At 43.4% G+C, this 18,070-nt stretch carries 17 protein-coding genes; 9 read left to right on the forward strand and 8 right to left on the reverse strand.

The features are described 5' to 3' along the window. Position 1: 1 nt before the first annotated feature. From rsxD to osmB, 6 genes are all read left to right on the forward strand, one after another. Positions 2-1,081: an electron transport complex subunit RsxD gene (rsxD, locus tag PR795_RS11980; RefSeq protein ID WP_272516852.1), complete on the forward strand. Its 1,080-nt coding sequence runs from the start codon at positions 2-4 to the stop codon at positions 1,079-1,081. Positions 1,082-1,090: 9 nt separating this feature from the next. Further along, a complete protein-coding gene (gene rsxG, locus PR795_RS11985) occupies positions 1,091-1,720 on the forward strand; it encodes an electron transport complex subunit RsxG (protein WP_006661704.1) in 630 nt (209 codons plus the stop codon). Then, on the forward strand, positions 1,720-2,436 hold the full coding sequence (locus PR795_RS11990) for an electron transport complex subunit E (protein WP_181480872.1): 717 nt from the start codon (positions 1,720-1,722) through the stop codon (positions 2,434-2,436). The genes rsxG and PR795_RS11990 overlap by 1 nt, the downstream gene beginning before the upstream one ends. Positions 2,437-2,455: 19 nt before the next feature. After that, on the forward strand, positions 2,456-3,097 hold the full coding sequence (gene nth / locus PR795_RS11995) for an endonuclease III (protein ID WP_006659771.1): 642 nt from the start codon (positions 2,456-2,458) through the stop codon (positions 3,095-3,097). 121 nt (positions 3,098-3,218) lie between these two features. After that, positions 3,219-5,162, forward strand: a complete 1,944-nt coding sequence (locus PR795_RS12000) for an exoribonuclease II (protein WP_006661702.1) — start codon at positions 3,219-3,221, stop codon at positions 5,160-5,162. A 228-nt stretch (positions 5,163-5,390) separates the two neighbouring features. Then, positions 5,391-5,597 carry an osmotically-inducible lipoprotein OsmB gene (gene osmB / locus PR795_RS12005; protein ID WP_006659769.1) on the forward strand — a complete coding sequence of 69 codons (207 nt, stop codon included), beginning with the start codon at positions 5,391-5,393 and terminating at the stop codon, positions 5,595-5,597. 55 nt (positions 5,598-5,652) lie between these two features. Here osmB and yciH read toward each other — a convergent pair whose 3' ends face one another. The 5 genes from yciH to PR795_RS12030 all read right to left on the reverse strand — a co-directional run bounded on the left by yciH (position 5,653) and on the right by PR795_RS12030 (position 9,120). Then, on the reverse strand, positions 5,653-5,979 hold the full coding sequence (gene yciH, locus PR795_RS12010) for a stress response translation initiation inhibitor YciH (RefSeq protein ID WP_006659768.1): 327 nt from the start codon (positions 5,977-5,979) through the stop codon (positions 5,653-5,655). Next, positions 5,976-6,713 carry an orotidine-5'-phosphate decarboxylase gene (pyrF, locus tag PR795_RS12015; RefSeq protein WP_006659767.1) on the reverse strand — a complete coding sequence of 246 codons (738 nt, stop codon included), beginning with the start codon at positions 6,711-6,713 and terminating at the stop codon, positions 5,976-5,978. The genes yciH and pyrF overlap by 4 nt, the downstream gene beginning before the upstream one ends. Positions 6,714-6,758: 45 nt before the next feature. Continuing rightward, positions 6,759-7,931 carry a lipopolysaccharide assembly protein LapB gene (gene lapB, locus PR795_RS12020; protein ID WP_006659766.1) on the reverse strand — a complete coding sequence of 391 codons (1,173 nt, stop codon included), beginning with the start codon at positions 7,929-7,931 and terminating at the stop codon, positions 6,759-6,761. A gap of 6 nt (positions 7,932-7,937) precedes the next feature. Continuing rightward, positions 7,938-8,255 (reverse strand): LapA family protein, encoded by a 318-nt coding sequence (locus PR795_RS12025; protein WP_006659765.1) that lies wholly within the window; start codon positions 8,253-8,255, stop codon positions 7,938-7,940. 154 nt (positions 8,256-8,409) lie between these two features. Further along, positions 8,410-9,120, reverse strand: coding sequence for a phosphatase PAP2 family protein (locus tag PR795_RS12030; protein ID WP_006659764.1), 711 nt, complete (start codon positions 9,118-9,120; stop codon positions 8,410-8,412). A 214-nt stretch (positions 9,121-9,334) separates the two neighbouring features. On the opposite strand from PR795_RS12030, the gene ribA reads away from it, so the two are divergent. Next, complete coding sequence (gene ribA / locus PR795_RS12035; RefSeq protein ID WP_006661700.1) at positions 9,335-9,931, forward strand: GTP cyclohydrolase II; 597 nt, start codon at positions 9,335-9,337, stop codon at positions 9,929-9,931. A 247-nt stretch (positions 9,932-10,178) separates the two neighbouring features. Continuing rightward, positions 10,179-11,156, forward strand: coding sequence for a porphobilinogen synthase (gene hemB, locus PR795_RS12040; protein ID WP_006661699.1), 978 nt, complete (start codon positions 10,179-10,181; stop codon positions 11,154-11,156). A 94-nt stretch (positions 11,157-11,250) separates the two neighbouring features. Here the strand turns inward: hemB and PR795_RS12045 are convergent, their stop codons facing one another. The 3 genes from PR795_RS12045 to cysB all read right to left on the reverse strand — a co-directional run bounded on the left by PR795_RS12045 (position 11,251) and on the right by cysB (position 15,627). Continuing rightward, complete coding sequence (locus PR795_RS12045) at positions 11,251-11,700, reverse strand: hypothetical protein (RefSeq protein WP_006661698.1); 450 nt, start codon at positions 11,698-11,700, stop codon at positions 11,251-11,253. 186 nt (positions 11,701-11,886) lie between these two features. Next, positions 11,887-14,559, reverse strand: coding sequence for an aconitate hydratase AcnA (gene acnA / locus PR795_RS12050; RefSeq protein WP_272516853.1), 2,673 nt, complete (start codon positions 14,557-14,559; stop codon positions 11,887-11,889). A gap of 93 nt (positions 14,560-14,652) precedes the next feature. Continuing rightward, positions 14,653-15,627, reverse strand: coding sequence for an HTH-type transcriptional regulator CysB (cysB, locus tag PR795_RS12055; RefSeq protein ID WP_006659759.1), 975 nt, complete (start codon positions 15,625-15,627; stop codon positions 14,653-14,655). A gap of 287 nt (positions 15,628-15,914) precedes the next feature. Between cysB and PR795_RS12060 the strand changes: the two genes are divergently transcribed. After that, complete coding sequence (locus tag PR795_RS12060; RefSeq protein ID WP_272516854.1) at positions 15,915-17,948, forward strand: M13 family metallopeptidase; 2,034 nt, start codon at positions 15,915-15,917, stop codon at positions 17,946-17,948. Positions 17,949-18,070: the final 122 nt, after the last annotated feature.

Genomic DNA, 18,070 nt, shown 5'->3' on the forward strand with positions numbered 1-18,070 from the left:
CATGAAATTTAGACCGCTTGATAGCAAAACACGCCGTTTAAAAATTGCTAGCGCCCCATTTACTCATGATAACCAAAGCACGAGTCAGGTCATGTTTTGGGTTCTGTTGGCGGCCATTCCAGGCATTGCCGTGCAAACCTATTTTTTTGGTATCGGCACCTTATATCAAATTGCTATTGCAATGGTGACGGCAGCCTTAACAGAAGCCGTTTCAATCCATTTGCGGAAACAGCCTGTTTTACCTGTACTAAAAGATAACTCGGCCATTGTGACCGCGTTATTGCTCGGTGTGAGCTTGCCGCCACTATCCCCTTGGTGGCTGATTGTTCTTGGTACTATCTTTGCCATCATTATTGCTAAGCAGTGCTATGGTGGTTTAGGGCAAAACCCATTTAACCCTGCTATGGTCGGTTATGTGGTATTACTGATTTCATTCCCAGTGCAAATGACCAACTGGTTGCCGCCTCAGGAATTGCAACAACTGCATATTTCAGGTTTTGATAGTTTGATGGTGATCTTTAGCGGGCATACCTCAACGGGAATAACGCTGGATCAATTACGTACCGGTGTTGATGGGATGAGCCAAGCAACACCGCTTGATAGCTTTAAAACGGGCTTACTCACCCACTCCATTTCCGATGTACTACAGCAACCAATTTTGCAAGGTTCTTTAGCCGGTATCGGTTGGCAGTGGGTAAACCTTGCCTATCTGGCTGGCGGATTAATTATGCTCAGCCGCCGGATCATCAGCTGGCATATTCCCGTGGCATTTATTGGAACACTTGCCCTGCTCGCTGTGGTTAGCTGGCTAATCGACGATAGCCGTTATTCACCACCATTAATCCAATTATTATCAGGTGCGACGATGCTTGGCGCGTTCTTTATTGCCACCGACCCAGTCACAGCGTCAACAACACCAAAAGGACGCATTATTTTTGGGGTATTAATCGGTTTCTTAGTGTGGGTGATCCGTGTTTATGGTGGATACCCTGACGCCGTCGCATTTGCTGTCTTGCTTGCGAATATTACCGTGCCATTAATTGACCACTATACGCAGCCACGTGCGTATGGACATAAGTAAGGAGCCTCCATGTTAAATACGATGCGCCGTCATGGCACAATCTTGGCTCTGTTTGCTGCGGGAACCACTGCGCTCAGTGCTGCAGTTTATACGCTAACCAAAGACATCATTGCCGAGCAAGCTGCCCTTGTTCAGAAAAAATTGCTCGACCAAGTGGTGCCTGAATCCTTATATGACAATGATCTCGCCAAAGAGTGCTATCTGGTCACCAATGAAGCTATACTGGGAAATAAACTCCCTCGACATCTGTATATTGCCCGTAAGGATGGTCAACCTGTTGCTGCGGCATTAGAAAGTACCGCACCAGATGGTTATTCTGGTGCCATCCATTTATTGGTTGGTGCTGATTTTAATGGCAAAGTTTTGGGCGTACGCGTTACAGAGCATCATGAAACGCCAGGGCTTGGGGATAAAATTGAAACCCGAATATCCGATTGGATCACCCATTTTACAGGCAAGAAATTGGAATCTGCCCAAGATCCTCATTGGGCAGTGAAAAAAGACGGTGGCGATTTTGACCAATTTACAGGAGCAACGATTACCCCTCGTGCAGTTGTCAATGCCACAAAACGTACCGCCGCATTTATTCAAACTGTACCTGAAGAATTAGCAAATTACCCAATTTGTGGGGATGAATAATGAGTAGTGAAACCAAAGAGTTATTTGCACAAGGGTTATGGAAAAATAACTCTGCTTTAGTACAATTACTGGGTTTATGCCCATTACTGGCTGTATCATCGACAGCAACTAACGCACTGGGGCTTGGGCTTGCAACAACCCTCGTTCTGGTTTGTACCAACGTGGCAGTCTCTGCTTTTCGCCGTTGGGTTCCTGCTGAGATTCGCATACCTATCTACGTAATGATTATCGCCTCAGTAGTAAGTGCAGTACAAATGCTGATCAACGCCTATGCGTTTGGTTTATATGAGTCTCTGGGGATCTTTATCCCACTGATCGTGACAAACTGCATCGTGATTGGACGCGCCGAAGCGTATGCTTCACGTAATCCAGTACCGTTATCTGCTATGGATGGACTCGCCATGGGGTTAGGTGCAACAGCGGCATTGTTTGTACTTGGCGCAATGCGCGAAATTTTAGGTAACGGAACCTTATTCAATGGTGCTGACCTGCTATTAGGTTCATGGGCTAAGTCACTACGTATTGAAGTCTTACACCTTGACTCACCTTTTTTACTCGCTATGCTGCCACCGGGTGCATTTATTGGCTTAGCATTAATGTTGGCGGGTAAATACCTTATTGATGAAAAAATGAAAAAGCGCGCGGCGCTAAAATCAGGTCAACAACCTCTACGTGTATACCAAAAAGAACAAGGTTGTGGCACAAATATCTCCTAAATTTGAAGCTTTGTGAGCAATGAATAAAACTAAACGAATCGAAATTCTCACTCGCCTGCGCGATAACAATCCACATCCCACAACGGAGCTAGAATTTAGCTCCCCTTTTGAGTTGCTAATTTCGGTGTTGCTTTCTGCACAAGCCACCGATGTCAGTGTGAATAAGGCGACCGCAAAATTATATCCCGTTGCCAATACACCAGAACAAATGGTTGCTCTTGGGGTCGATGGCATCAAAGAGTATATAAAAACCATCGGATTGTTTAACACTAAAGCAGAAAGCGTCTATAAAACTTGCCAAATTCTGATCGAAAAACATCAGAGCCAAGTTCCTGAGAACCGTGAAGCGTTAGAAGCCTTACCCGGTGTAGGACGTAAAACCGCCAATGTGGTACTCAATACGGCATTTGGCTGGCCAACGATTGCCGTCGATACCCATATTTTCCGCGTGTGTAACCGAACCAAATTCGCCCCAGGTAAAGATGTTGTTGAGGTCGAAGAAAAGTTACTCAAAGTGGTCCCTGCTGAATTTAAAGTTGATTGTCATCACTGGTTTATTTTGCACGGTCGCTACACATGCATCGCACGTAAACCTCGCTGCGGATCGTGTATTATTGAGGATCTTTGCGAGTTTAAAGATAAAGTTTACCCTGAAAATTAATCAAGTTAGCCTAAGATGCGAATTTCCACATCGTTATAAAGTCATTCGCATTTTTTTCTTGCTCTAAGACTTTGTCTTACGCAACAATAGAGCCAAACTCAACATCAAATAAACGGTAAGTATGTTTCAAGACAACCCATTACTAGCGCAACTCAAACAGACGTTGCATGCCAAAACACCTCGCGTCGAAGGTCTGGTTAAAAGCACAGAAAAAGGATTTGGCTTTTTAGAAGTCGATGGACAAAAAAGCTATTTTATTCCGCCTCCGCAAATGAAAAAAGTGATGCACGGAGATAGAATTTCTGCCGCCGTTCATACGGATAAAGACCGCGAGTTCGCTGAACCTGAAGAATTAATCGAACCATTTCTCAACCGTTTTGTCGGTAAAATTCAGAAAAAAGATAACGATAATCGCCTGTTTGTCATCCCTGACCATCCGCTGTTAAAAGATGCCATTTCATGCCGACCAATCAACGGTATTACCCATGAATTCAAGCAAGGTGACTGGGTCGTTGCCGAAATGCGCCGTCATCCACTAAAGGGTGACAAAGGCTTCTATGCTGAAATTACAGAATATATTACCTACGGTGACGACCATTTCGCACCGTGGTGGGTAACGTTACGCCGTCACCAATTAGACCGTGCAGAACCGGCAATGGTGGACAGTGAGCGTGATGACGAAGGTTTAGAACGTGTTGATTTAACTCATCTACACTTTGTCACTATCGATAGCGCAAGCACCGAAGATATGGATGATGCACTGTATATCGAAAAAACGGCTGAAGGTAACCTGAAGCTGTATATCGCTATCGCAGATCCAACCAGCTATATCAAGGAAGGAAGTGAATTAGACAAACTCGCTTTAGCTCGCTCATTCACCAATTACCTGCCTGGCTTCAATATTCCAATGTTGCCTCGCCAACTTTCTGATGACTTGTGCTCTCTGCGACCAAATGCCCGTCGCCCTGCTTTGGTTTGCGTTACGCAAATCCTGCAAGATGGTGCTATTGATAGCAATATCGAATTCTTCAGTGCATGGGTCGAATCAAAAACTAAGCTTGTCTACGATGAAGTATCTGATTGGTTAGAAGAAACGGGATCATGGAAGCCACAATCTGATGCCGATACACAACAAATCAGACTATTAAAAGAAATGGCGGATAAACGCCTGCAATGGCGTCATGATAATGCATTAGTGTTCAAAGACAGACCGGATTACCGTTTTGTTTTAGATGAAAATGGTAACGTGGTCGAGATCGTTTCAGAAAGTCGTCGCACTGCAAACCGCATTGTTGAAGAAGCGATGATCACCGCTAACTTATGTGCCGCTAACGTCCTGAAAAACAAATTAGGTTTTGGTGTATTTAACGTCCATATGGGCTTTGAACCGTTGCAGATCGAACAAGTCGTTCAAACGCTGAAAGATAATGGCATCGAAGCCAATGGTGAAGCTTTATTAACGCTTGAAGGCTTCCGTGAATTGCGTCGCCTATTAGATTCTCAGCCAACCCAATTCTTAGACAGCCGCATTCGCCGCTTCCAAACCTTTGCTGAAGTGAAAGCGGACCCAGGTCCACACTTTGGTCTGGGCTTCGAAGCATATGCAACATGGACATCGCCAATTCGTAAATACACCGATATCGTCAACCACCGTTTGTTGAAATCGATTATCGCAGGCGCGCCAACGCCAGCAAAACCAAGTGAAGAACTGTCAATAAAATTAGCAGAACGCCGCCGTGCTAACCGCATGGCTGAACGTGATGTTGGCGACTGGTTATACTCTCGTTACCTAAAACCATTTGAAGGAACTGAGACCAAATTCCCCGCTGAAATTATTGATATTACCCGTGGTGGTGTGCGCGTACGTTTAGTCGATAACGGCGCTGTTGCCTTTATCCCTGCGCCATTCTTACACAGTGTTCGTGATGAGATTCAATGCAGCCAAGAAACAGGCAGTGTATTGATCAAAGGCGAAAAAGCCTATCAATTAAACGATATTATTGATGTGAATATCGCAGAAGTACGCATGGAAACTCGCAATATCGTCGCTCGCCCAGCGGCGTAAGATATCCTTTCATTTTCCATTGAGACCATTATCTTGCGGTAATGGTCTTTTTTATTTGTTCAAATTACATTCAAAATGAATGAGTTAGCATTTAATGTTAAATATCTGGCGATTCTTAACATTTATTTCTGATTATTCCGATCCGTCTATTCGTTTTTCGTGATATTTTAATTTGGCTATATGCTGATACGTAATTATCATTATAAAAAATAGATTGGAGTAAACATCATGAAACGCATCCTCTCTTTTGTCATTATCGCAACGGTGGCACTGGGTCTCAGTGCTTGTTCAAATATGTCAAAACAGAATAAAAACACAGCGATTGGAGCGACTGTCGGTGCTGTTGGAGGCGCAATATTAACGGATGGAAGCGCACTAGGTACTGTAGGTGGCGCAGCTATCGGTGGGATTATTGGACATCAAGTTAAGAAGTAATTCTGACACACAGTATGATGATAAATGGGGGAAATTTCCCCCATTTTATTTTGGTTCAACCACCCGCCAATTTGACTTGGTAGCCTTTTGCTTCAAGTAACTGTTTTAGTAAGTCGCGTTTATCACCTTGAATTTCAATGTCACCGTCTTTGACCGCGCCACCGCAACCACATTTTTTCTTTAATTCTGCTGCGAGTTTTGCCAGTTCCGCATCATCAAGATCTAGCCCTGTGACAACACAGACCCCTTTACCTTTACGACCCGAGGTTTCACGGCGAATACGCACGATGCCATCACCTTTTGGTCGCACCGCTTTCGGCTTTTCTTCCTCAATGCGTCCAACGTCTGTGCTATACACTAAACGGCTGTTAGCGTCACTCATGCGATATCCCTGATTGATTGGTTGATCTGTTTTAAAGTCAGTGCAGGATCGTCACTCCGAGTGATTGGGCGTCCTATTACCATGTAGTCCACACCCGCCTCGAGCGCCTGTTGAGGCGTCATAATACGGCGCTGATCCCCCACATCACTCCCAACAGGGCGAATACCTGGAGTCACCAGCTTGAATTCTTGACCGCACACTGCTTTCAGTGCTTTGGCTTCATGTGCCGAACAGACTACACCATCAAGACCACACTGCTTGGTCAGGAGTGCTAAACGTTCTGCATGTTCTGCGGGGGTTAAGTTAATTCCAACGCCAGCAAGATCAGAAGCATCCATACTGGTTAATACTGTTACGGCTGTAAGTAAAGGTGCGTCTTTGCCATAGCTCTCAAGGGCTTGACGAGCGGCTTCCATCATACGAGCGCCACCGCTGGCATGGACGTTAACCATCCAAACACCCATTTCTGCTGCCGCTGAAACCGCTCGAGCGACGGTATTGGGAATATCGTGGAATTTAAGATCCAGAAAAACATCAAAACCACGGTCATGGAGTGACTTTACAAATTGAGGACCATTAAATGTGAACATCTCTTTGCCCACTTTTAAGCGACAATCGCGCGGATCAATCCTATCAACAAATGCGAGCGCTGCATCAGAATTTTCATAATCCAGAGCGACAATGATAGGCGAGTCAGTGTTAACGCGAACGAGGTTCTCAGTTGAGGAGTTCATTTCATAGCCTTTATTGAATATTATCAGAAATTAAAAGTGACACTGTCACTGACCATCCAGTCCACGAATCGGCTTAATGGTGTCCCAAGAGCGACAAGATGGACAGTGCCAATAGAGCGAACGGGAGGTAAAACCACATTTGTGGCAACGATAATCAGGTTTGGTTCGAATTTGTTCACCCACCATTTTACGCAGCAAGATCAAGCTCTCTTTCGCTCGACCTTCTTCCGCTTCCGCCAGATGGTAATCCATCAAACGGTAGAATAAACGCATAGTTGGATGACGCTGAATTTGGTCATTGATGTAACTCGCCGCGGCTTCGTGGTTTTGCTTTTCAACGATAATATCGGCGAGATATAACTCGGCAATAGCCCCAGTATTTCCATCAACACATTGTCGTAAATAGGCTTCCCAGCCGTCGGCCAGCCCTGTATGTCGATAACATTCATACAGTAATGGCAATGTTTCAGATACCAATTCTCTGTCTTGATGATAAACCTGCACTAATGCTGCAATGGCTTTCTCATAGTTACCTTGCTCAATAAAAATGCGCCCTTTCATAATCGAAACTCGTGCGCAATTTTTATCAGCCTGCTCACCTTTATTTAGCAAGCTTAGAGCTTCGTCAATATCATCACTCGCCAATTCTTGAGTGGCTAATTCACAGTAGAAATGGGCAATTTGCTCACGTAACTCTTCTGAGCCTAATTTTACCAATTTTGTCGCCGTTTCAATGGCTTTACCCCAATCACTGGTTAATTGATAAATCGACAATAATGATTGCAACGCGCTCTGTTTAAAATCCACTTCATCAGTAAGCTGTTGAAACATATTTTCAGCACGGTCATACACACCCGCGGTCATATAATCACGACCCAGCTGCTGAGTTGCTAACAAGCGTTGTTCAAATGAGAGTGCGGCACTTTCCACCAGCGACTGGTGAATACGAATAGCTCGCTCGACTTCACCGCGAGAACGGAATAAATTACCTAACGTCAGATGAGCTTCAAACGCGGAGCTATCTTCTGTTTTTAGCATTTCGAGGAACAAATCAACCGCTTTATCTTGTTGATTTGATAATAGGAAGTTCACGCCTGTCACATAGTCGCGTGACAAGCGATTAGCGTGCTGCTGCTTATCTTGCTGAGCACTTCTGCGCCCCATGTACCAGCCGTAGGCAGCGGCAACAGGTAGCAACAGAAAAAGCAACTCGAACATTGAGGATTATTCCTTGTTCTGAGCTGTCACTAATTCGGTTGAGTCAGAAATGGTCTTCTCTCCAGCACCCAATTGTGATTCTAAACGTCTAATTTTACGACGTGCATTCTTAAGGCTAACAATGGTACGCAAATAAAACACCGCACACACCAGCCACCCCAGCACAAAACCGACACCAAACAAGGTTGCAAGTAACGAGGATAACGAAAAATCCCCTTTTGCAATCAGGTAGTTAAATGTAATAACCTGATCATTGCTTGAACCTAGCGTAATCGACACAATAAAAACAGCGACCGCTAGTAATAAAATCAGAAAGTATTTCACATTTTTTCCCGTTATCAGTTCTTATCGTTCCAAAACATATCGCTGATAAGGTAGCATTTTCAGCGCATTCAGACAAAGTAAATTATTAACTTCGCCATTCCAATCGCACTAAAAACCGCCCTTTTTCATCAGGATAACTCGATCGGCGTGAAATTCATTTCTCGAATAACCGAGATTGATATATCCAACAGCCTAAAAGCGCAAAAAGTGCACTAATAAGTGTCGACGTAATAATATCTATTGGCCAATGCATACCGAGTAACATCCGACTGAGTCCAATCCCTTCAGCCCAACACAATAACCCGATCCCCAATATATACTGACGCTGTTGCCAGAACAGTGCCATTAATAATAACGCCCAAGCGGCCGCAAATAACATATGGCCAGAAGGGAAAGAATAGCCCGTTTCTACTTGCCAATGCTGACGTTGCCATTTCGGAATCAGAGAATTCGACTTCACGCTATTCTTGATTAAATCCGCGCGTTCCCCACGTTTTAAATTATAGAAGACTTGATGAGGGATTTGGGCCGTCTTCTCCAGCCACATCACATAAGGTCTTGGTTCTTGAAAAGAACTTTTCATCAAAGATTTAACACCTTGCGCACCAAGAATACAGAGCAAAATGATGACCAACAGTTTCAGCCATTGGCTTCGTTGATGACGAAATACCACCAGCGTTAATAACGTTAAGAACACGAAGGTAATATAGCTATACGGTAGCCCTGCGCTATCCGTTAGCCAAAGAAGCCATTTCATCGACGGTTGCTGTTCTGGCGACCAGTGCCAGCCTGTCACTATCATAGCTATCGGCGGTAATAGCAAAAAAATAACACTTATTGCAATAATATAAGCACTCTTTCTCATCTAGAATGATCCTTAAGTTTTAAATTATTCCCTAATAAACAAATTTCGCATGACCTTGTAATATCTCTGTTATAGTAGTACAGCGTCGGCTGTGTGCAAAGAATGCCGGACTCTATATGCAAACGTCATATAGCATCGATATATTTAACTTTAATAACTATATCGATTTACGTGTTTAATTCAGCAAGAGTTACTTTAACTAATGAAAGAAAATATGCAGCTAAAACGTATTGCCGAAGCCAAACTACCTACCCCTTTCGGTGAATTCCTAATGGTAGGGTTTGAGGAAATCGCAACCGGTCATGACCATGTTGCTCTCATTTTTGGTGATATTTCAGGCGCAACGCCAATACTCAGTCGAATTCATTCCGAATGTTTAACTGGCGATGCATTATTTAGTTTACGTTGTGACTGTGGTTTTCAGTTAGAAGCTGCGCTCAAGCAAATTAGTGAAGAAGGTCGAGGGGTGCTCCTGTATCACCGCCAAGAAGGCCGCAACATAGGATTACTGAACAAAATCCGTGCATATGCGTTGCAAGACCAAGGTTTAGATACCGTTGAAGCTAACCTAAAATTAGGGTTTAAAGCCGATGAACGTGATTTTACTCTGTGCTCTGATATGTATAAATTATTGGGGATAAATGAAGTCCGTTTACTGACGAATAACCCGAAAAAAATCGATATTATGCGTGAAGCTGGCATCAATGTGGTTGAGCGTGTGCCATTAATTGTTGGACGAAATCCTAGCAACGAACATTATTTAGATGTAAAAGCACAAAAAATGGGTCATATGTTATTTAAGCACCAATAATTAATCTATCTCAATCAGGAAGAGTGTTCCGCGCTCTTCCTATTATCTTGTCTTAATTCCCATTGTTACCATAATACTTGAATCCATAACATTTGACGGATGTTATATTCACATTCTTTTTATAAGGTTTATACTGTTCGCAATTTAATACCATTCATTATTTAATACATCGAAAAATGAGAGTGGAACATTCCCACATAATAATCCGAATGGGAAATGTCTATTTTTCGTCTACCAAGGAGATAGTGTGAATAACCTGCATTCCATCCAACGCATGAGAAGACTGCGTAAAAGTGAACAATTCCGCGACCTATTCCAAGAAACCCATCTCTCCATTAATGATTTATGTTTACCTATCTTTGTTGAAGAAGGTTTAGACGATTACGCCCCTATCGCCAGTATGCCAGGCGTAGTTCGTATCCCAGAGAAACGTTTAGCGCATGAAATTGAGCGTATTGCCAAAGCGGGCATTAAATCTGTGATGACATTTGGCGTTTCCCATCACTTAGATGAAAATGGTAGCGATGCATGGCAAGAAAATGGCCTGGTGGCACGTATGTCTCGCATCTGTAAAGAGACAGTCCCAGAAATGATTGTAATGTCAGACACCTGTTTCTGTGAATATACTTCTCATGGGCATTGCGGTGTGATGCATGGTGACGTTGTTGATAACGATCAGACTATCCATAATTTGGGTCTACAAGCGGTTGCTGCGGCACGTGCAGGTGCTGATTTTATTGCGCCATCCGCAGCAATGGATGGGCAAGTTGCCGCTATCCGCCATGCGCTGGATGCGGCTGGATTTACAGATACCGCAATCATGTCTTACTCCACTAAATTCGCCTCTGCCCTGTATGGTCCATTCCGTGACGCAGCGGGTTCATGCTTAAAAGGTGATCGTAAAACTTACCAAATGAACCCAATGAACCGCCGCGAAGCGCTACATGAGTCTCTCATCGATATGCAAGAAGGTGCAGATGCACTCATGGTGAAACCGGCAGGTGCCTATTTGGATATCATCCGAGACCTACGCGAATGCACTCAATTACCGATCGGGGCTTACCAAGTCAGCGGTGAATACGCCATGATCAAATTTGCAGCCCAAGCGGGAGCAATTGATGAAACACGCGTGACACTGGAAAGCTTAGGTGCTATCAAACGTGCAGGTGCTGACTTAATCTTTACCTATTTCGCACTGCAATTAGCAGAAAATAAAATCTTATAATTTATTATTTAGATAGAAAAAACGCCGATGCTGGATATAAACACAGTATCGGCGTTTTCGTTCATTTTAGCTTAATTATTAAACAACTTGCTAGTTAACTCGCCTTCTTTTGTTGAAAAGCAAGCTGCTCAGATAAACGGTCTGCATACATTTGCGCCGTTTCTGGAGATAATAACCCAGCAATCAGGAGATCTTTTTTACCATTCGTAAGGTCTGCCACCACGCCCCACGTTTCAATATCCATCGCTTCACAATCAAGCTCATGCTCAGTAACAGGCAAAATATCAAAAAAATCTTTTAACGGTGCAATAGAAATTGCGGTGTATTCCGCATTTAGACCTAATGGGAATTCTTTATCTGCATATAATCTTAAATCATGAACTTCCGTTTCTGGCGTTCTCATTACAACGGAATATAGGTTCGGAATATGTTCTAAAATGTCACGAACTTCATCATTAGCACCGGCACAATGTGTCGTACTTAATAAAATGTCTGCTGCCCACAATGCGCCCTTGAAAAAATCAGTTTCATTGATAATCGCCATATTAATTTCCTTTACGCTATTTTCGATAAATGCGGTCACATCATTCCATCAAACTACTGAACTTTTTCTGAATACTGACTACCACAATAGCTGAGAAGCTGGCTAAAAAACTTGAGAAATAACAATATTAAGCATTAATAAAGAAAAAACGCCCGCGATAACAATCGCAGGCGTTATAAACGAACGCTAATTGAGCATTTGGCGGATCACATAATGTAAGATCCCACCATGTCGGTAATATTCCATTTCGGTCGCCGTATCAATCCGGCAGCGAGTTTTAATCTCTTTCACCTCACCATTACCATACGTAATTGTCACCTTAAGATCTTGGCTCGGACTTAAAGATTGAAGCCCTACCACGTCAATACGTTCGTCACCTTTTAAGCCTAAACTTTTGCGCGTTTCACCGCCGGTAAATTCTAATGGGATCACCCCCATTCCAATTAAGTTAGAACGGTGAATACGTTCATAAGATTCAGCTATTACTACGCGAACCCCCAGCAGATTAGTGCCTTTTGCAGCCCAATCTCGACTAGAGCCTGACCCGTATTCTTTACCTGCAATAATAGCTAATGGACGCTTCTCTTGCTGGTATAGCATCGCCGCATCAAAAATAGCCATTTGTTTACCCGTTGGAATATGCACGGTATAGCCACCTTCAACACCGGGTACCATTTCATTACGAATACGGATGTTGGCAAAGGTTCCTCGCATCATCACTTCATGGTTACCACGACGGGAACCATAAGAGTTGAAGTCTGCTACCGCAACACCATGCTCCTGCAAGTAACGCCCAGCAGGACTGTCCTTCTTAATATTTCCCGCTGGAGAAATATGGTCTGTTGTCACCGAATCCCCAAGAATTGCGAGAATGCTCGCACCATGAATATCAGCAACAGGTTTAGGCTGGGCGGGCATATTTTCAAAAAATGGCGGGTGGCGGATATAGGTCGAATTCCCTTGCCAGTGATACGTTGAAGAGCTTTCCACATTCAGCGCTCGCCATGCTTCATCCCCTTCAAATACCGCATTATATTCCTTATGGAACATATCCGTTTTGACTTTCTCAACTGCACTGGCAATTTCCGCGCTGGATGGCCAAATGTCTTTTAGATAGACAGGCTGTCCTTGTTTATCCATGCCTAATGGATCAGTTTTTAAGTTAACGTGCATATTACCCGCAAGCGCATAGGCAACCACCAATGGTGGTGATGCTAACCAGTTAGTTTTAACGAGCGGATGGATACGTCCTTCAAAGTTACGGTTACCTGAAAGCACTGCACCGACCGTCAAATCAGACTGTTTAATTGCCTCCTCAATAGACGCAGGTAACGGACCAGAGTTACCAATACAGGTTGTACAGCCATAGCCCACAAGGTTAAAACCTAATTGATCAAGATAAGGGGTTAATCCTGCCAATTTGAGGTAATCAGTCACCACTTTAGAACCTGGAGCCAAAGAAGATTTAACCCACGGTTGGCGCATCAACCCTTTTTCTACGGCTTTTTTCGCCAGCAACCCTGCCGCCATTAAAACGCTCGGGTTAGACGTGTTAGTACATGATGTGATAGCCGCAATCACAACTGCGCCATCAGTCAGATCAAATTCGTGCTCTTGATAATTAACCCGCGGATGTGCATGTTTATCCTGTTTATTGAGCTCTAAATCCACAGCGCTTTGGAATGCGTTTGGTACTTGGCTCAGCTCAACACGGTCTTGAGGACGCTTAGGGCCTGCAAGGCTAGATTCTACCGTCCCCATGTCTAGCGCTAATGTACTGGTGAATATTGGCTCATCCCCCTGATGACGCCATAAACCTTGTTGTTTACTATAGGCTTCCACCAGCGCAATTTCATCATCTTGGCGTCCAGTGAGTTTCATGTATGACAATGTTATTTCATCAATTGGGAAGAAACCACACGTAGCACCATATTCTGGCGCCATATTGGCGATAGTTGCTCGGTCGGCTAACGGTAAATCTGCCAAACCATCACCGTAGAATTCGACAAATTTACCCACAACACCCTGTTTTCGCAGCATTTGAGTCACAGTTAATACTAAGTCAGTCGCCGTGATCCCTTCTGCCAATTTTCCAGTTAGTTTAAAGCCTACAACGTCTGGGATCAGCATAGAAACGGGCTGACCAAGCATCGCGGCTTCTGCCTCAATCCCACCAACACCCCAACCTAATACGCCAAGACCGTTGATCATGGTGGTGTGAGAGTCTGTCCCGACCAGCGTGTCCGGATAGGCCATTAATTTACCGTCAACCTCTTCATGCCAAATCGCTTTACCGAGGTATTCAAGGTTAACTTGGTGACAGATCCCCGTTCCCGGCGGCACCACTCTAAAACGGTTGAAGGCTTTTTGCCCCCAGCGTAAAAAGAGGTAACGTTCATGGTTGCGTTTCATTTCAATTTCAACGTTGTCATCAAACGCTTGGGTATTACCAAACTCATCAACCATCACGGAGTGGTCAATGACTAAATCGACAGGAGATAACGGGTTCACTTGATTAACATTGCCACCTAACGATTTAACTGCCTCACGCATCGCAGCAAGGTCAACAACCGCAGGAACACCCGTAAAATCTTGCATCAGCACTCGAGCTGGACGATAAGCAATTTCTCTATCTGCATGGGCATTTTTTTGCCAATCAATGATGGCTTGGAGATCGGCGTCAACGACGGATTTACCGTCGATATGACGCAACAAATTTTCGAGAAGAACTTTGAGGGACTTAGGTAATCTTGCCCCGCTACCCAACTGTTTTTCGGCAAGGGCAAGACTGAAGTAATTATACTGTTTGTTACCGACATTCAGCGTTGCTGCACTGTTTGCTTTCAAACTCAACGACATAACTCCTCCTTGGCGTTTTTATCACCTTATTTTTTTACGCAGTATTATTAATCATAGTCCTCATAATCAATTCCTTTATAGATTTTGTGCCAATTATAAGATCGGTAGCTCAATCTCTTTGAAAAACTCTTCAATATCTTCGTTATTACGTAAAGCAATCGCTTTATCAACCACATCGCGAGTCAAATGTGGAGCAAAACGCCAAATAAAATCATACATGTAACTACGTAAGAAACTGGTGCGTTTAAAACCAATCTTCGTGGTGCTATAGCTAAACTTATCGCGCATATCAATCACCACTAAGTCTTTATCCACTTCAGGATCAACTGCCATGCTGGCGATAATTCCAATCCCTAAACCGAGCTTCACATAAGTTTTAATCACATCCGCATCCGTTGCAGTGAAAATGATTTTCGGCTCTAATCCTACTTTTTGGAAAGCGACATCCAGCTCCGAACGCCCTGTAAAACCATGGGTATACGTGACAATTTGGTATTCGGCAATATCTTCAATCGTGACATTCTTTTTCTCTGTTAAAGGATGCCCTGTAGGCACGATGACACAACGGTTCCAGTGGTAGCATGGCAGCATGATCAGATCGCTATACAGATGGAGTGCTTCTGTCGCAATAGCAAAATCACTATTACCTTTGCAAACCTCTTCCGCTATTTGCGTTGGCGAACCCTGTTGCATATGCAAAGACACATGAGGATAACGTTCTATAAAGGTTTTAATGACTGGAGGTAAGGCATAACGTGCTTGGGTATGGGTGGTGGCAATCTTTAAGCTACCGCGATCGGGGATGGTATGTTCGCCCGCAACCGAACGAATAGCTTCAATCTTGGAAAGTACTTCACGGGAAATGCGGACAACCTCTTCACCTGCGGGGGTGACATGCGTTAAATGCTTTCCGCTACGTGCAAATATTTGAATACCCAATTCATCTTCTAGCATTCTGACTTGCTTACTGATCCCTGGTTGGGAAGTAAATAGCCCTTCCGCCGTCGATGAAACATTCAGATCATGGTTAACGACTTCAACAATATATCGCAGCTGTTGTAACTTCATATTTGCCCCACCTCTCACAGAAAATCGTTTTTGCTATAGCTAAAAAACATTACATATAACAAAAAGTAATATTGTTTAATATATATATAACCAATATAACATCAAACTAATCAAAATAAACAGTATGATGATAATATTTCATCTCACTGATAAAAAAAGGCAGTCCCAAGTAAGGTATTGCAAAGTCAGATTATTTTTTTCTTCGACTATGCTTGAATAATTAGCATGCGAATTTTATTCCCATTTTGCGGTGAGCATCCTATTTAGACTACAGAGAGGTTATCTAGATGCGTATAAAAGTTTTAGCCATGATGGTCGGTTTATCAACCCTATCCTTTGCGCCTCACTTATTAGCGAAAGAGCTATCTTACGGTCAGCAAAAAATTGTGTTATCCGATTCAATTGTGCCGGGTAATGATTTCTATCAATACGTGAATCATGATTGGATTAATAACGCCAAGATCCCAACCGGCATGCCTCGAATTAACTCCTTCGTGGATTTGTATTTAAGTACCGAAAAACAAACGCAATCCATCATTGATGAATTGAAGCAAGCCCCAGAAAGCAGCTTGAATCATAATCAGAAAAATATTCGTAATTTATATTTAAGCTACCTTGATGAAGCCAGTATTGAAAAAGCGGGATTAACACCGATAAAGGCAGATTTAGCAGCCATTGCTCAAGCGAAAGATCATAACGATATTAGCCGACTAATGACACTGCCAGGTTATACCTCCGTCTTGTCTTATTGGGTCGATTTAGACGCGAAGGCGCCAGATACCTATATTTTGTATCTTGGACAAGGTGGACTTGGGTTACCTAACCGTAATTACTACCTTGACGACACGCCGCAAATGAAAGAAATCCGCAAAAACTATATTGCCTATATTGCGACTATTTTGAAATTAGCGGGCGAAAAAGATGTTAAGAAAAAAGCACAGCAGATCTTTAACCTCGAAAAATCCATTGCTGAAGTCCATTGGAGTCCTGAAGCACGACGCGATACCATCAAAAATTACCACCCAATGACCTTAGCCGAAATGAAGAAATTCACCGATGGTTTTGCGTGGGATAGCTTTATTCAGCACTGGAAATTAACTGACCAACAACTGGCTAAAGTGGTTGTTGAAAATGATACCGCAGTAGAAAAAACGGCACAAATTTTTGCCAAAACCCCCGTTTCTATCTTGAAAGATTACCTGACATTCCAGTATGTGAATGACCATGCGAGTTATTTAAACAAAACCCTATCCGATGCTCGATTCGATTTTTACTCGAAAAAACTGAATGGCGTTGAGAAACAACGAACTCGCCAAGAACGTGCCCTGCAAACTGTCAACGCATTGCAAGGTGAACCTCTTGGACAGATCTATGTGGAGAAATATTTCAACCCACAGTCAAAAGAGAAAATCCAAGATTTGGTGAGCTATGTACGGGGAACCTTCAATGCACGCCTAAAAGATAATGATTGGATGGATGAACCGACACGCCAAGAAGCGCTGAAAAAATTAGAGCAGTTCACTGTCAAAGTGGGCTATCCGGATAAATGGAATGACTTCAGTTCAATCAATTTGAAACCCAACACATTGATGGACAACTATAAGCAAGTGGAAGCATGGTCGTATAATGATGCCATGAGCAAAATTGGACAGCCTGTACGTAAGTGGGAATGGGGCATGACTCCGCAGACCATTAATGCTTATTTTAATCCGGTACAGAATGAAATAGTGTTCCCTGCTGCCATTTTACAAGCACCATTCTTCGACCCAAATGTCGATCCTGCTTATAACTATGGTGCCATTGGTGCCGTAATTGGTCATGAAATGGGGCATGGCTTTGATGACCAAGGTAGCTTATATGACGGAACCGGTCAGCTACGCAACTGGTGGAGTGACAGTGCTAAAGAGCACTTTAAAGAGAAAACGTCCAAATTGGTGGATCAGTATAATGGCTTTGCTGTCGATGGGCAGAAAGTGAATGGTGAATTAACTCTCGGCGAAAATATTGGGGATTTAGGCGGCTTAAACATTGCACTAAGTGCCTATAAACAATTTGCTAAAGAGAACTACCCAAATGGCGAGCCTCCGATTATTGATGGTATGACGGGTCTACAACGTTTCTTTATTTCGTGGGCAAGAACATGGCAAGAGTTGTCGAATAAGGAATCTGAACGCAATAAGATCCTCACCGATCCTCACAGCCCAAATCAGTTCCGCGCCAATGGTGTTGTCCGTAATATCGATGAGTGGTATACCACTTTCGGCGTTGATAAGGATAATGCCCTGTACCTCGCACCAGAAAAACGCATTAAGATTTGGTGATGGTTTTTGGTGTTTTATAAGATAAAGGCGCTAACCAGCGCCTTTTTTTATGATGGTGTTATACCGTCATACATTCTAAATAACGAGAATGATAACTCAGAGCCTTCCTTCTAAATAATTTA

Source organism: Providencia sp. PROV209, assembly GCF_028479485.1.
GTDB lineage: Bacteria > Pseudomonadota > Gammaproteobacteria > Enterobacterales > Enterobacteriaceae > Providencia > Providencia alcalifaciens.

Bases quoted from the DNA above. Each gene is read 5' to 3' on its own strand.
- rsxD (WP_272516852.1), top strand. From the start codon at position 2: ATGAAATTTAGACCGCTTGATAGCAAAACACGCCGTTTAAAAATTGCT.
- rsxG (WP_006661704.1), top strand. From the start codon at position 1,091: ATGTTAAATACGATGCGCCGTCATGGCACAATCTTGGCTCTGTTTGCT.
- PR795_RS11990 (WP_181480872.1), top strand. From the start codon at position 1,720: ATGAGTAGTGAAACCAAAGAGTTATTTGCACAAGGGTTATGGAAAAAT.
- nth (WP_006659771.1), top strand. From the start codon at position 2,456: ATGAATAAAACTAAACGAATCGAAATTCTCACTCGCCTGCGCGATAAC.
- PR795_RS12000 (WP_006661702.1), top strand. From the start codon at position 3,219: ATGTTTCAAGACAACCCATTACTAGCGCAACTCAAACAGACGTTGCAT.
- osmB (WP_006659769.1), top strand. From the start codon at position 5,391: ATGAAACGCATCCTCTCTTTTGTCATTATCGCAACGGTGGCACTGGGT.
- yciH (WP_006659768.1), bottom strand. From the start codon at position 5,979: ATGAGTGACGCTAACAGCCGTTTAGTGTATAGCACAGACGTTGGACGC.
- pyrF (WP_006659767.1), bottom strand. From the start codon at position 6,713: ATGAACTCCTCAACTGAGAACCTCGTTCGCGTTAACACTGACTCGCCT.
- lapB (WP_006659766.1), bottom strand. From the start codon at position 7,931: ATGTTCGAGTTGCTTTTTCTGTTGCTACCTGTTGCCGCTGCCTACGGC.
- PR795_RS12030 (WP_006659764.1), bottom strand. From the start codon at position 9,120: ATGAGAAAGAGTGCTTATATTATTGCAATAAGTGTTATTTTTTTGCTA.
- ribA (WP_006661700.1), top strand. From the start codon at position 9,335: ATGCAGCTAAAACGTATTGCCGAAGCCAAACTACCTACCCCTTTCGGT.
- PR795_RS12045 (WP_006661698.1), bottom strand. From the start codon at position 11,700: ATGGCGATTATCAATGAAACTGATTTTTTCAAGGGCGCATTGTGGGCA.
- acnA (WP_272516853.1), bottom strand. From the start codon at position 14,559: ATGTCGTTGAGTTTGAAAGCAAACAGTGCAGCAACGCTGAATGTCGGT.
- cysB (WP_006659759.1), bottom strand. From the start codon at position 15,627: ATGAAGTTACAACAGCTGCGATATATTGTTGAAGTCGTTAACCATGAT.
- PR795_RS12060 (WP_272516854.1), top strand. From the start codon at position 15,915: ATGCGTATAAAAGTTTTAGCCATGATGGTCGGTTTATCAACCCTATCC.